General features: G+C 72.4%; 12 protein-coding genes. 3 read left to right on the forward strand and 9 right to left on the reverse strand.

Going from position 1 to position 13,028, the window contains the following annotated elements:
* Nucleotides 1–19 precede the first annotated feature (19 nt).
* From ACGF12_RS25530 to ACGF12_RS25555, 6 genes are all read right to left on the reverse strand, one after another.
* Nucleotides 20–520, reverse strand: a complete 501-nt coding sequence (locus tag ACGF12_RS25530) for a ribonuclease (protein WP_393034457.1) — start codon at nt 518–520, stop codon at nt 20–22.
* A gap of 384 nt (nt 521–904) precedes the next feature.
* Nucleotides 905–3,613, reverse strand: coding sequence for a pyruvate, phosphate dikinase (gene ppdK / locus ACGF12_RS25535; RefSeq protein ID WP_393034460.1), 2,709 nt, complete (start codon nt 3,611–3,613; stop codon nt 905–907).
* A gap of 564 nt (nt 3,614–4,177) precedes the next feature.
* Nucleotides 4,178–5,347, reverse strand: a complete 1,170-nt coding sequence (gene dusB, locus ACGF12_RS25540) for a tRNA dihydrouridine synthase DusB (protein WP_393034463.1) — start codon at nt 5,345–5,347, stop codon at nt 4,178–4,180.
* A gap of 101 nt (nt 5,348–5,448) precedes the next feature.
* The gene (locus tag ACGF12_RS25545) at nt 5,449–6,225 is read right to left on the reverse strand and encodes a DUF4097 family beta strand repeat-containing protein (protein WP_393034466.1); all 777 of its coding nucleotides are present in this window, start codon (nt 6,223–6,225) and stop codon (nt 5,449–5,451) included.
* Nucleotides 6,226–6,227: 2 nt separating this feature from the next.
* Entirely contained in the window at nt 6,228–6,872 is a 645-nt protein-coding gene (locus ACGF12_RS25550; RefSeq protein ID WP_393034469.1) for a response regulator, read from the reverse strand.
* Nucleotides 6,860–8,083 (reverse strand): sensor histidine kinase, encoded by a 1,224-nt coding sequence (locus ACGF12_RS25555; RefSeq protein ID WP_393034472.1) that lies wholly within the window; start codon nt 8,081–8,083, stop codon nt 6,860–6,862. The genes ACGF12_RS25550 and ACGF12_RS25555 overlap by 13 nt, the downstream gene beginning before the upstream one ends.
* A gap of 135 nt (nt 8,084–8,218) precedes the next feature.
* Here ACGF12_RS25555 and ACGF12_RS25560 point away from each other — a divergent pair, with 135 nt between their 5' ends.
* Together ACGF12_RS25560 and ACGF12_RS25565 are read left to right on the forward strand one after the other, a co-directional pair.
* The gene (locus tag ACGF12_RS25560) at nt 8,219–8,773 is read left to right on the forward strand and encodes a hypothetical protein (RefSeq protein WP_393034475.1); all 555 of its coding nucleotides are present in this window, start codon (nt 8,219–8,221) and stop codon (nt 8,771–8,773) included.
* Nucleotides 8,770–9,147: a hypothetical protein gene (locus ACGF12_RS25565; RefSeq protein ID WP_393034477.1), complete on the forward strand. Its 378-nt coding sequence runs from the start codon at nt 8,770–8,772 to the stop codon at nt 9,145–9,147. Before ACGF12_RS25560 ends, ACGF12_RS25565 begins: the two co-directional genes overlap by 4 nt.
* 19 nt (nt 9,148–9,166) lie before the next feature.
* Here the strand turns inward: ACGF12_RS25565 and ACGF12_RS25570 are convergent, their stop codons facing one another.
* Nucleotides 9,167–10,045, reverse strand: coding sequence for a helix-turn-helix transcriptional regulator (locus ACGF12_RS25570; protein WP_393034583.1), 879 nt, complete (start codon nt 10,043–10,045; stop codon nt 9,167–9,169).
* Nucleotides 10,046–10,155: 110 nt separating this feature from the next.
* On the opposite strand from ACGF12_RS25570, the gene ACGF12_RS25575 reads away from it, so the two are divergent.
* A complete protein-coding gene (locus ACGF12_RS25575; RefSeq protein WP_393034478.1) occupies nt 10,156–11,622 on the forward strand; it encodes an MFS transporter in 1,467 nt (488 codons plus the stop codon).
* Nucleotides 11,623–11,750: 128 nt separating this feature from the next.
* Here the strand turns inward: ACGF12_RS25575 and ACGF12_RS25580 are convergent, their stop codons facing one another.
* Both ACGF12_RS25580 and ACGF12_RS25585 read right to left on the reverse strand, forming a co-directional pair.
* Nucleotides 11,751–12,557, reverse strand: a complete 807-nt coding sequence (locus tag ACGF12_RS25580) for an alpha/beta fold hydrolase (protein WP_393034480.1) — start codon at nt 12,555–12,557, stop codon at nt 11,751–11,753.
* Between the two features lie 69 nt (nt 12,558–12,626).
* A complete protein-coding gene (locus tag ACGF12_RS25585) occupies nt 12,627–12,989 on the reverse strand; it encodes a MerR family transcriptional regulator (RefSeq protein WP_393034482.1) in 363 nt (120 codons plus the stop codon).
* Nucleotides 12,990–13,028 lie beyond the last annotated feature (39 nt).

Below are 13,028 nucleotides of genomic sequence, written 5' to 3' on the forward strand. Positions count from 1 at the left end.
TGGTCGCTCGACGGGACGCTCAGCAGCGCGGGTCGATCTCCTGGAAGGTCACGTAGTGGTCCGGGGACCAGTACTGCTCGCCGGAGCCGCCGGTGACGACCCGACGGGTGCCGCGGTCGTTGGAGCCCGGGGTGACCACGGTGAACTCGTGGTAGTAGCTGCCGGCCTTCTTCGGCAGACGGCTCTCGCGGTTCTCGAAGACGATGCCGTCCCGGTTGTACGGGTAGGGGCCGTTCTTGGCGATCAGCGCGAGGGTGTCCTGGGCCTGACTGGGCAGCTTGGTGCGGCAGACGTCGGCCAGCGCGGGGTCGGCGGGGACCCAGGTGCCGGAGGTGGCGGGGGTGCCGCCGCCGGCCGGCGGGGTGGGCTTGGGGGCCGAGGGCTTCGCCGTGGTGGTGGCGCTCGCGGCGGCCTTGGGGTGGCTGCTGCCGCCCCTGCCGGCGAGCAGGTAGCCGGCTCCGGCGAGGACCGCCAGGATCAGGACGGCCACGACGACGAGCGGGCTCTTGCTTCTGGTCATGCGGTCCAGCTTGGCAGGCGCCGCCGCCCGGCTGGGCGAGCTGCACACGTGGCCGAGGCCACACGGCGCCGTGCGCAGACGTACGGCCGGGGGGGGGGGGGGGGGGGGGGGGGGGGGGGGGGCGCCGCGGGGGGGCTGGGGGGGGGGGGGGGGGGGGGGGGGGAGGGGGGGTGCACTCCCCGCCGGGCCGCCCGCCTCCCCGCCCCGCGCCACCACGGGCCCGTGCGCAGACGTCCGGCGGGGGGGGGACGGCCGCCGTTGTCCGTCCCCGCCCGGCCGTGTTACGTACGCCGGTTCTCCTGCGCCGAGCTCCGGTGTACGCCCTCCCGACGGGAGGGTGAGCGGTCAGTCGTACCCGCGCTTGAGTAGGGGATGCCTACCCTCTCAGCGCGAGTCGCTGCCCGCCGACTCGATGGCGGCGCGGCCGGCCTCCAGGCGCGCCACCGGGATCCGGAAGGGGGAGCAGGAGACGTAGTCCAGCCCCACCTCGTGGAAGAAGTGGACCGAGTCCGGGTCGCCGCCGTGCTCGCCGCAGACGCCGAGCTTGAGGTCGGGGCGGGTGGCCCGGCCGGCCTCGACGGCGTGCTTGACCAGGGAGCCGACACCGTCGCGGTCGATGGTCTCGAACGGGGAGACCCCGAAGATGCCCTTCTCCAGGTAGGCGGTGAAGAACGAGGCCTCCACGTCGTCCCGGGAGAAGCCCCAGACGGTCTGGGTCAGGTCGTTGGTGCCGAAGGAGAAGAACTCGGCGGCCTCGGCGATCTGACCGGCGGTCACCGCGGCGCGCGGCAGCTCGATCATGGTGCCGAGCTTGATGTCCAGCTGGACGCCGGTGGACTGGGCGACCTCGGCGAGCACCCGCTCGCACTCGTCGCGGACCAGCTCCAGCTCCTGGACGGTGCCGACCAGCGGGATCATCACCTCGGGGCGCGGGTCCCCGCCGGCCAGCTTGCGCTCGGCGGCGGCCTCCGCGATGGCGCGGACCTGCATGCCGAACAGACCGGGGATGACCAGGCCGAGGCGCACGCCGCGCAGGCCCAGCATCGGGTTCTGCTCGTGCAGCTTGTGCACCGCCTGGAGCAGGCGCAGGTCGTTCTCGTTCGGGTCCTTGCGGGCCTCGGCGAGGGCGACGCGCACCGACAGCTCGGTGATGTCCGGCAGGAACTCGTGCAGCGGCGGGTCGAGCAGGCGGACGGTGACGGGCAGACCGTCCATCGCCTGGAAGAGCTCCAGGAAGTCGCTCTTCTGCAGCGGCAGCAGGGTGGAGAGGGCGAGCTCGCGGTCCTTGTCGTTGTCCGCGAGGATCAGGTGCTCGACCTCCTTGCGGCGCTCCTCACCGAGGAACATGTGCTCGGTGCGGCACAGGCCGATGCCCTGGGCGCCGTAGCGGCGGGCGCGCGAGCCGTCCTCGGCGTTGTCGGCGTTGGCGCGCACGGCGAGGCGGCGGCGGCCGTCGGCGTGCGACATCAGCCGGTGGACGGCCTGGACCAGTCCGCCCTGGACGTCGGCGCCGGCGTGCAGGGTGCCCTCGAAGTACTCGACCACGGGGGACGGCAGCACGGGTACCTCACCGAGGTAGACCTTGCCGGACGCACCGTCGATGGAGACGATGTCGCCCTCCTCGACCACCAGGCCGTCGGCGGTGGTGAAGCGGCGGGCCTTGGTGTCGACCTCCAGCTCCTCGGCGCCGCAGACACAGGTCTTGCCCATGCCGCGGGCGACGACGGCGGCGTGCGAGGTCTTGCCACCGCGCGAGGTGAGGATGCCCTCGGCGGCGATCATGCCGTCCAGGTCGTCCGGGTTGGTCTCGCGGCGGACCAGGATGACCTTCTCCCCGGAGCGGGACCACTTGACGGCGGTGTAGGAGTCGAAGACGACCTTGCCGATCGCGGCGCCCGGCGAGGCGGCGAGGCCCCAGCCGATCTGCTTGGACTCGGCGGTCGGGGCGAAGCGCGGGAACATCAGCTGGGCCAGCTGGCCGCCGGTGACGCGCATCAGGGCCTCGTCCAGGTCGATCAGACCCTGGTCGACCAGCTGGACGGCGATCCGGAAGGCGGCCGCGGCGGTGCGCTTGCCGACGCGGGTCTGCAGCATCCAGAGCTTGCCGCGCTCGATGGTGAACTCGATGTCGCAGAGGTCGCGGTAGTGGTTCTCGAGCTTCTGCATGATCGCCATCAGCTCGTCGTACGACTTCTTGTCGAGCTTCTCCAGCTCGGACAGCTGCAGGGTGTTGCGGATGCCGGCGACGACGTCCTCGCCCTGGGCGTTGGACAGGTAGTCACCGTAGACGCCCTGGGCGCCGGTGGAGGGGTCGCGGGTGAAGGCGACGCCGGTGCCGGAGTCCTCGCCGAGGTTGCCGAAGACCATGGTGCAGACGTTGACCGCGGTGCCGAGGTCGTTCGGGATGCGCTCCTGGCGGCGGTACAGCCGGGCGCGGTCGCCGTTCCAGGAGTGGAAGACGGCGTGGATGGCGAGGTCCATCTGCTCGCGCGGGTCCTGCGGGAAGGCCCGGCCGGTCTCGCGCTCGACGATGCCCTTGAACACCTCGACCAGTTCCCGGAGGTCGGAAGCGTCCAGGTCCAGGTCGTTGACGGTGCCCTTGGCGTGCTTGGCCTCGTCCAGGGCCTCCTCGAACAGCTCGCCGTCGACGCCCAGCACGGTCTTGCCGAACATCTGGACCAGGCGGCGGTAGGAGTCCCAGGCGAAGCGCTCGTTGCCGGACTGGGCGGCGAGGCCGGCCACCGAGGAGTCGGAGAGGCCGATGTTGAGGACCGTGTCCATCATGCCGGGCATGGAGAACTTGGCGCCGGAGCGGACCGAGACGAGGAGCGGGTTGTCGGCCTGGCCGAGCTTCTTGCCCATCTCCTGCTCAAGGGCCTCCAGGTGGGCGCTGATCTCCTTGTGCAGCGAGGACGGCTCACTGCCGGTCTCCAGGAAGACCTTGCAGGCCTCGGTGGTGATGGTGAACCCCGGGGGGACGGGGAGGCCCAGGTTGGTCATCTCGGCCAGGTTCGCGCCCTTGCCGCCAAGAAGATCCTTGAGGTCCTTGTTTCCTTCGGTGAAGGAGTAAACAAACTTCTGCTGGGACGGCACGGGTCGGTCTCCTCGTACGCGGTTGCCCTGACGCCGGAGAACATACCCATTTCGAAGGCACTTCTCTGCCCTGAATAGGCCACACGAGGCCGGTACCGAGGGGCAACCCGCTAGATCGAATGCACATAAAGGCGTTCACCTCTGTTGGTGAAATCGTCCGCCTGACGCTAGCCAGCCTTCAAGTCTTGAAGACAACGAAACCCGAAGATCGCCCGATTCGGACGCTGGGTAGCGGCCGTGCGTCCGTCGCGTTGCCCCGGCTTGATTTCCTGCACCCGGATCGGCCGATCGCGCCCGGATCGGCTTCGGGAAGCGATCCACCACCGACCTGTCCATTTCGTCCACTGACCGGCCGTCAGCCGCAACTCCGTGTGGCAAGCGTCACCAGCGCATCTCGCCGGTCGAACGTAGACCAGCTCCGCCGATCGTCGCACTCCGTCCAGGAATGCGCTCGCTCCGTGACATCGGAGCGCCAAAAAGGAGCCCTCCTGTCCAGAATGGACAAGAGGGCCAGGACCGACTGGCGACGGGGCCGAGAGGGCCCATTTCGCCACTACGGACAGATCACCCGCCAGAGGTGTCCGATTCGGCGTCCGCGCCCGGCCGGGCGCAGTCGTACGGATCGTCCAACCAGTTCTCCGGCAGGACCACCCGGTTGTTGCCGCTGGTGCGCCCGCGCGGGCCGTCCGCGCCGATCGGCCAGGACTGGGTCTGCTCCACCTGTGCCAGCGTTTCGGCCAGATCGGCCAGCGAGGAGGCGTTGGCGAGCTTCACCCGCAGCTCCGAGCCGACCGAGAAGCCCTTGGTGTACCAGGCGACGTGCTTACGGAAGTCGATCACGCCGCGCGCCTCGTCCCCCAGCCACTCGCCGAGCAGCTGGGCGTGGCGCACCATCGCCCGGGCCACGTAGCCGAAGTCGGGGCGGGCGTAGTCCACGTCGCCCTCGAAGATCGAGACCAGGTCCTTGAACAGCCACGGCCGGCCCAGGCAGCCGCGGCCGACCACGACGCCGTCGCAGCCGGTCTCGCGCATCATCCGCAGCGCGTCGTCGGCCGACCAGATGTCCCCGTTGCCCAGCACCGGGATGTGCGCCGGGACGGACTCGCGCAGCCGGGCGATCGCCGACCAGTCGGCCGTCCCGCCGTAGTGCTGGGCGGCGGTGCGCCCGTGCAGGGCGATCGCGGCCACGCCCTCCTCGGCACCGATCCGGCCGGCGTCCAGATAGGTCAGGTGGTCGTCGTCGATGCCCTTGCGCATCTTCATGGTCACCGGCAGGTCACCCGCGTTGGCCACCGCCTCGCGCAGGATCTCGCGCAGCAGGTTGCGCTTGTACGGCAGCGCCGAGCCGCCGCCCTTGCGGGTGACCTTGGGGACGGGACAACCGAAGTTGAGGTCGATGTGGTCGGCCAGGCCCTCGTCCGAGATCATCCGGGCGGCCTTGCCGACGGTCACCGGATCCACCCCGTACAGCTGGATCGAGCGCGGCTTCTCGCTCGGATCGAACTTGATCAGCTGCATGGTCTTGGCGTTGCGCTCGACCAGCGCCCGGGTGGTGATCATCTCCGAGACGTACAGGCCCTTGCCGCCGCTCTGCTCGCGGCACAGGGTACGGAACGGCGCGTTGGTGATGCCGGCCATCGGTGCCAGCACGACGGGCGGCCACACCCGGATCGGGCCGATGTCCAGCGGCGCGAACTCGGTCTCGGGCGCGGTGGGTGCGGGCGTGGCTGTCATGCGCGGCTGACCTCGGGTAGGGGGACGGGACTCTCCATTGTCCCCCACCCGGGTGAGCGGCTTCCTCCCTATACAGCGGGGCGCCGGTGGAAGGCGCCCCGCTACTGCGGCGCCGGATAGATCGAGACCGAGCCCGAGGAGACCGCGGCGTGGATCCGGTTCGGGCTGGCGGAGTCCGCCAGCAGCGGGTCGATCCCTCCGCTGCCGCTGCCGATCTCGCCGGTGAAGGCGTAGCGGCTCTCCTTCGGCAGGCTCATCGTGACCGAGCCGGAGGTCGCCACGGCGTTCACGTCGTACGGGGCCTTGGCGAAGTACAGCTGCACCGAGCCCGAGGTGGTCGCGGCGTCCACCTTCCGCGCGCTCAGGTTGGTGCCCTGCACCAGCCCGGAGGTGGCGTGCGCGTACACCTCGCCGGAGGTGTCCACCAGCACCAGCTCGCCGGAGGTGAGCTCCATCCGCACGGCGCCGCTCAGGCCCTCCACGGAGACCGAGCCGGAGCCGACCGACCCGGTCACCTCGGTCGCGGCCGGCACCTCCAGGTCGATCTCGGCGCCGCAGCCGAAGTCGGCGAACGGCAGGACCTTCCGGCAGTGCATGCCGACGGTGAGCACGTCGTCGGCGAAGGTGGCGGAGACCACCGGCTTGCGCACCAGCCAGTCCAGCCGCTGGTGGACCACCACATGGCCGTCCCGGCCCGGGTGCACCCGGACCTGGGCGCTGCCGGTCTCCAGCCGGACCCGGTGGATCTCACGGTCGTACGGCCGGGTCGTGCTGGTCCGCTGCTGCGCCGCCATCGACCAGGTCTGCAGCCCCGCACCGAGCATCACCAGGACCGTCGCGAGCGTCCCGGTGACCCGCCAGGCCTTCACCACGCCCACGGCTACCCGACCTCCAGGAACCGCAGCACCGCCATCACCCGGCGGTGGCTGTCGTCGGCCGGCGGGAGGTCGAGCTTGGTGAAGATCGAGTTGATGTGCTTGGCCACCGCGCTGTCGCTGACCACCAGGGAGGCGGCGATGGCCGCGTTGGAGCGGCCCTCCGCCATCAGGGCGAGGACGTCCCGCTCGCGCGGGGTCAGCTTCTCCAGCGGGTCCCGGTGGCGGCGCAGCAGCAGCTGGGCCACCACCTCCGGGTCCAGCGCGGTGCCGCCCTCGGCGACCCGCTGCAGCGCGTCCACGAAGTCGTCCACATTGGCCACCCGCTGCTTGAGCAGGTAGCCGACGCCGCTGGTGTTGGTGGCCAGCAGGTCGGCGGCGTAGCGCTCCTCCACGAACTGGGAGAGCAGCAGCACGGCGACCTCCGGCCACTGCTGCCGGATCACCATCGCCGCCTTGACGCCCTCGTCGTGGAAGCCCGGGGGCATCCGGACGTCCGCGACCACCACCCCGGGGCGGTGCTCCTCGACGGCGGCCAGCAGTTCGACGGCGTCCCCGACGGCGGCCACGACCTCGAAGCCCACCGCCTCCAGGACCTTGACCAGGCCGACCCTGAGCAGGACCGAGTCCTCGGCGATCACAGCGCGCACGGCAACTCCACGGTGATGGTGGTGGGCCCCCCGAGGGGGCTGAGAACGGACAGCGTGCCGTCGACCGAGGCGGCGCGCTTGCGCAGACCGGTGAGCCCGGTGCCGCGCGAGGGGTCCGCGCCGCCCATGCCGTCGTCGCTGATGACCAGGCGCAGTCGGCCGCCGGCCGTACGCACCGACACCTCGACCTGCTTGGCGCGGGCGTGCTTGGCGACGTTGGTGAGCGCCTCGGAGACGGTGAAGTAGGCGACCGCCTCGACGGTCGGGGCGACCGGGGCGGACAGGTCCACGTCCAGGCGCACCGGCAGCGGGGCGCGGGCGGCGATGCCGGACAGCGCCGCGTCCAGGCCGCGGTCCTCCAGGACCGCCGGGTGCAGGCCGCGGACCAGGTCGCGCAGCTCGTCGATGGCGGCCTGGGCCTCCTCGTGGGCGTCCACGATCACCTGCATCACCTCGGGCGGGACGTCCTTGAGGGTGCGCCGGGCCAGGCCCAGGTTCATCGCGAGGGAGGTCAGCCGCTGCTGGGCGCCGTCGTGCAGGTCGCGCTCGATCCGGCGGCGCTCGGCGTCCACCGCGTCGACCAGCCCGGCCCGGCTCTCGGCGATCTCCTCGACCCGCTGCTCCAGCCGCTCCGTCCGGTTGGGGCCGAGCAGCAGCCGCGCCGCCCGTACCTCCAGCCAGGCCATCAGCGCCGCCAGCCAGGGGGCCGCGACCGCCAGCGCCAGGCCGCCGACCGTGAATCCGAGCAGAACGGGCCACTCTCCGCGCAGCCCGCTGGCAGGGGGCATCAGCCAACTCCAGCCGGACACCGTGGCCAGCACCAGGGCCGTGCCCCAGACGTACAGCACCGCCAGCGAGCCCAGCGCCAGCACCGGGCCGACCACCAGGTGGTAGGCACTCTGGCGCCAGGTCAGCACCAGGCGCAGTCGGCCCAGCAGCCGGGTCGGCCCGTCGCCGGGGCGCGGCGGCGCCACCTCCACCCCGTGCAGGGCGCGCAGCCGGCTGCGCTGGAGGGCGGACAGCGGACGGACGCACAGCAGCACGACCCCGAGGGTCGGGAAGAGCAGGTCGGACTCGGTGACGGCCAGCCAGACCGGCACGGCCACGGGTATTCCGGCCGCTATGAAGCGGGTGTCCCGCCAGGCCCCGGCCGACCACGGCGGGCGGCGGAGGCTCCTGACGAGCGCTCGGCGCAACGTGGTGGAGGGCATGGCGGACAGCGTAGGGCCCGGTGATCAAGAGCCGCCATGAAGGGGGGTGCCCGGTGGGGGTGTAGCTAGGTACACCCCCGATTCGGTGTGGGGCACCACCGACAGGAGGCCCCTCAGGGCGGAAAGCTTGGGGACATGACGAGCACTGCATCGCACTCCGCCACTCCGCCGCACGGGCGGCCCGTCCCCGGGAACCACGGGGGTGTTCCCGGGGGCGCGCTCCACCCGGCGTCGGGGCCGGAGGGGACGCTGCCGACCGGGGCCGGGCCCTGGTCGGTCCGCAGCGTCGGGTCCGGCCGCGGCCGGGCCGCGCTGGAGCTCTACCAGTACGGCGAGTTGGCCGACGTCCTGGTCGCCGCCCGGCTCACGCCGCAGCTGGTGCGCGGCGCCCGGCGCAGCCCGGCCGCCGGGAACCGCTCGCACGTGCTCGCCTGGGGTCGGCTGCCGGCCGACGGCGCGGCGCCCTCGGTGCTGTTCACCGGTGGGCGGCGGCTGTTCCGTACGGCCCGTTCGTTCCGGACGGCTTCGGCGGCCCAGGTGGTCACGGTGGCCGGGAGCTTCTGGCTCGCCTGGGCCGAGGGGCCGTTCGACGCGGTGCTGGTCGAGCACCCGGCCGGCGGGCCGGCCGAGCGGCTGCCGCTGGAGCGGGTGCGGGAGCGTCAGGTCGCGGTGGTCGGGGGTGCGGCATGACCATCGCCGTCGTCTCGGGCGCCCCGGCGTACGTCCTGCCGGAGCGCTTGCGGCAGGCGCCGCGGCTGGCGGCCGTCGCGCTGCTGCCCTGGCTGATGATGCTGGCCGTCAACCACGAGACCCCGTGGGTGGTGCTCGACCTGCTGGAGTTCGCCGGCCTGCTGTCGCTGGACGCGCTGCTGCTCCGGTGCAGCCCCGCCGCGCTGTGGGCGGGCGCGGCGGTGGCCCTGCTGCTCGCCGGGGACGCGCTGGTGGACATCGCCTTCGCCGGGCCGGGGCACGCGGTGCTGGCCGCGCTGGTGATGGCGTTCTGCGTCGAACTGCCGCTGGCGGCGGTGTGCCTGCTGCTCGGGCGGGAGGCGATACGCGGCTAGCGGGCGACCGCCAAGAGGCCTAGAGGCTCGTCGGCAGCTTGTCCATCAGCGCCCGGGTCTCCTCGTCCAGCGGGGTGTAGCTGACGATGCGGGTCCCGAGCCGGGGGCTGAGCCAGAAGTTGGTGTACTCGCAGCGCAGCAGGCCCACGCCCGGCACCTGGAAGCGCTTGATCCCGTTGCTCGGCCGCATCACCTCGTGCCGCTGCCACTCCTCCTCGAAGTCCGGCGACGCCTTGCGTACCCGGGCCAGCAGCGTCTTCCAGGCCGGTCCGGCGGAGTGGTCGGCCATCGCGGCGCGGAACCGGGCCACCATGCCGAGGCGCTCGGTCCGGTAGTCGATCAGGACCTGACGGAAGTGCGAGTCGGTGAACGCCAGCCACATCAGGTTCCGGTCCTCGGGCGGCAGCTCGTCCAGCCTGCCGACGAAGCCGGTGTACTGCGCGTTGTACGCCAGCACGTCGTAGCGGGCGTTGAGCACCACGGCCGGATACGGCGCCAGCTGGTCCAGCACCAGCCGGACGCTCGGGGTCACCGAGGGGCAGTCCTGGATCGGCGCCGGGTCCTCCGCGCCGGCCAGGGTGAACAGGTGCGCCCGCTCGCTCGGGTCCAGCAGCAGCGCCCGGGCCACCGCGTCCAGCACCTGGGTGGACACCTGGATGTCCCGGCCCTGCTCCAGCCACGTGTACCAGGTCACCCCCACGGCGGCGAGCTGCGCGACCTCCTCACGGCGCAGCCCCGGGGTGCGGCGGCGGCCGGTCATCGGCAGGCCCACCTGTTCGGGTGCGATGCGCTCCCGGCGGCTGCGCAGGAACGCCGCCAGGTCGTGCCGGCGGGCGTCACCGGAGGTGCTGCGGTGCGGCGCGGCCGAGCCGGGACGGGCTTGCGCAACGGGGGTCATCAGGCTCATGGTCCCAGCATGCGGCAGTCCGCATCCTGTTGCCAGGTACTTCTTATACCTGGATAACCACACTCTGGTACCAGGGTAGGGCGAGGCGGATCGTATGACCCGTGACTCAACCACTCGCCGTCGCCCCGGCCTCGCACCGGACCGCCCCCACAGCCGCCCCCCACACCTCGTCGTCAGGCACCGCAGGGCCCTCCCTCGGCACCGCCGGACTGGTCACCGTCCTGCTCGGGGCCTTCCTCCCGATGCTCGACTTCTTCATCGTCAACGTCGCCCTGCCCACCATCGACAAGGACCTGGCCGCCGGACCCGCCGTCCTGGAGCTGGTCGCGGCCGGTTACGGCATCGCCTTCGCCGTCCTGCTCGTGCTCGGCGGGCGGCTCGGCGACATCTTCGGCCGCCGCCGGCTCTTCGTCGCCGGCGCCGCCGCCTTCGCGCTCACCTCGCTGGCCTGCGGCCTCGCCCCCGACGCGTGGTCGCTGGTCGCCGCCCGGGCCGCCCAGGGCGCCTCGTCCGCGCTGCTGATCCCCCAGGTGCTCGGCACCATCACCGCCGCCACCGACGGCGCCCGGCGCGGCCGCGCGCTCAGCATCTACGGCGCCGTCGGCGGGATATCCGTGGTGATCGGGCAGGTGCTCGGCGGGATGCTGGTCGCCGCCGACCTGTTCGGCACCGGCTGGCGCTCGGTCTTCCTGGTGAACGTGCCGTTCGCGCTGCTCGCCGTGGTGCTGGCCGTCCGGTACGTGCCGGAGAGCAAGGCCACCCAGGCCGCCCGGGTCGACGTGCCCGGCACCGTTCTGCTCACCGCGACCCTGCTGGCCCTGCTCATCCCGCTGATGGAGGGCCGCGCGGCCGGCTGGCCGCTCTGGTCCTGGCTGCTGCTCGCCCTGTTCCCGGTGCTGGCCGTCGCCTTCGCCCTGGTCGAGCGCCGCGCCGAGCAGCGCGGGGACACCCCGCTGGTGCCGCCGACCCTGCTGCGGATCCCCGAGATGCGGCGCGGCCTCGGCATCGCACTCCCCTACTTCGCGGGCTTCGGCGGCTTCATGTTCAACATCGCGGTCGCCATCCAGCAGGGCCTCCACCTCGGCGTGGTCGCGGCCGGCTGGGCGCTCGTCCCGATGGCCGTCGGCTACTTCTCCGCCTCACTGGCCGGCCCGCGTCTGATCGGCCGCTGGGGCAGCCGGGTGCTCAGCGCCGGCGCCGTCATCCAGGCCGCCGGCCTCGCCACCCTCGCGCTGACCATCCTCGCCGACTGGTCGCACTTCTCCCCGCTGCGGATGGCCCCGGGCGTCGCCCTCGCCGGCATCGGGCAGGGCCTGATCGGCACCCCGCTGTTCCGGGTCGTCCTCTCCAAGGTCCCCGCCGTCCGGGCCGGTGTCGGCAGCGGCGTCCTCGCCACCAGCCAGCAGTCCAGCCTCGCCCTCGGCGTCGCCACTCTCGGCACGCTCTACCTGTCCCTCGCCCCCACCCTCGGCATGGACCGGGCGCTCGCCCTGTGCCTGGGCATCCAGCTGGTCGGCTCCTTCACCATCCTGTACCTGACCACCCGCCTGCCCCGCACCATCGGCTGAGCCCGGCGGGCCCTCCGGGGCCCCGGGCGACGGCTCACGGCCTCGCGATCGGTTCTCCGCCGATCGCGAGGCCGTTCTCGTTCCCCCTCCTGCCCCTCCCGCCCCCTCCTGCTCCCCTCCTGTCTGCCCTAACGATCGAGTCCGTCGAGCCAGCCGCCGACCAGGCCCCGCACCGTCTCGGCACACTCGACCTGCGGGTTGTGGCCTGCGCCGTCGAGTACCGTCGCCGCCATCCGGGGGTAGTGGTCGAGCAGGGCGAGCTGGTCGCGCCAGCCGACCAGGCCGTCCTGCCGGGTCGTCACCAGCAGGTGGCGGCCCCGGTGCTCCGGAGCCCGGTGCTCGGGCCAGTGCGGCAGCAGGAAGTCGGCCTCCAGCTCGGCGGCGGCCGGCTGGTCGTAGGCCCGGCGGCCGGGCAGCACGAACTGCGCGAAGAGCTCCCAACCCGGCTCGGTGAGACGGGCCATGACGTACCCGAACAGCTCGCGGTCGGGCCCGTCCGGAAGCCGGTCGAGGAGCTCCTGGTCACGCTCGACCACCGTCTCCCCCGGCAGCGTACGGTCCTCGCCCCAGCGCACCACCGGCACCAGCAGCGCCGAACCCAGCACCTGCTCCCCGTACCGCGCCGTCACCGCCCGGGCCAGCTGCCCGCCGAAGGACTGCCCGACCACCGCGAAGGGGCGGTCGCCCACCTCGGCGTCGATCCAGCGGAGGACGGCCTCGGCCAGGGCCGTCGCCGAGGTCGGGCCCGGCAGTCGGGGGCTGGCGCCGCGGCCGGGGAGGTCGAGGTAGAGGCGCCGCCAGCCGGGACGGCCGGCGAAGACGGGTTCGAGCGGGAGCAGGACGCGGTGGTCGACGGTGTAGCCGTGGATCAGGACGATCGGGGTGCCCTCGCCGAAGGCGGTGTGGCGGATGACGGAGTCGGTCGTGTCGGTCATGGGGACAGCCTTCAACCCTGACATACGTGTCAGGGTCAAGCGGCGGTTCGGGGCGTGCGGATCCGCCGCTCAGGCGAGGCCCTTGACCACGTCCAGGTACTCCCGGATGGCGTCCCGGTTGCGGGTCAGGCACTGGATGCGGCGGGTCATCCGCTCCGTCTCGGACTCCAGGGTGTCGAGCATCTCCGGTGTGGCGTCGGCGAAGTGGATCGTCCGCGGGGTGTCCAGGCAGGGCAGGATCTGCTTGATGATCCGGGTGGGCAGGCCGGCGTCCAGCAGACCGCGGATCTGGAGCACCCGGTTCACCAGGTAGTCGTCGTAGTCGCGGTAGCCGTTCGCCTCGCGGCCCGGGGTGATCAGGCCCTGCTGCTCGTAGTAGCGCAGCAGGCGCGGAGTGCTCTCCGTCCGCCGGGCGAGTTCGCCGATCCGCATGTGACCACCCTGGGTTCCTGGCTCCGGCTTGACCTTGAC

Source organism: Kitasatospora sp. NPDC048296, assembly GCF_043201815.1.
GTDB lineage: Bacteria > Actinomycetota > Actinomycetes > Streptomycetales > Streptomycetaceae > Kitasatospora.

What these genes read in the sequence shown, in the direction of transcription:
- ACGF12_RS25530 (WP_393034457.1), bottom strand. Translation starts at nt 520, where the DNA reads ATGACCAGAAGCAAGAGCCCGCTCGTCGTCGTGGCCGTCCTGATCCTG.
- dusB (WP_393034463.1), bottom strand. Translation starts at nt 5,347, where the DNA reads ATGACAGCCACGCCCGCACCCACCGCGCCCGAGACCGAGTTCGCGCCG.
- ACGF12_RS25555 (WP_393034472.1), bottom strand. Translation starts at nt 8,083, where the DNA reads ATGCCCTCCACCACGTTGCGCCGAGCGCTCGTCAGGAGCCTCCGCCGC.
- ACGF12_RS25560 (WP_393034475.1), top strand. Translation starts at nt 8,219, where the DNA reads ATGACGAGCACTGCATCGCACTCCGCCACTCCGCCGCACGGGCGGCCC.
- ACGF12_RS25565 (WP_393034477.1), top strand. Translation starts at nt 8,770, where the DNA reads ATGACCATCGCCGTCGTCTCGGGCGCCCCGGCGTACGTCCTGCCGGAG.
- ACGF12_RS25570 (WP_393034583.1), bottom strand. Translation starts at nt 10,045, where the DNA reads ATGACCCCCGTTGCGCAAGCCCGTCCCGGCTCGGCCGCGCCGCACCGC.
- ACGF12_RS25580 (WP_393034480.1), bottom strand. Translation starts at nt 12,557, where the DNA reads ATGACCGACACGACCGACTCCGTCATCCGCCACACCGCCTTCGGCGAG.
- ACGF12_RS25585 (WP_393034482.1), bottom strand. Translation starts at nt 12,989, where the DNA reads ATGCGGATCGGCGAACTCGCCCGGCGGACGGAGAGCACTCCGCGCCTG.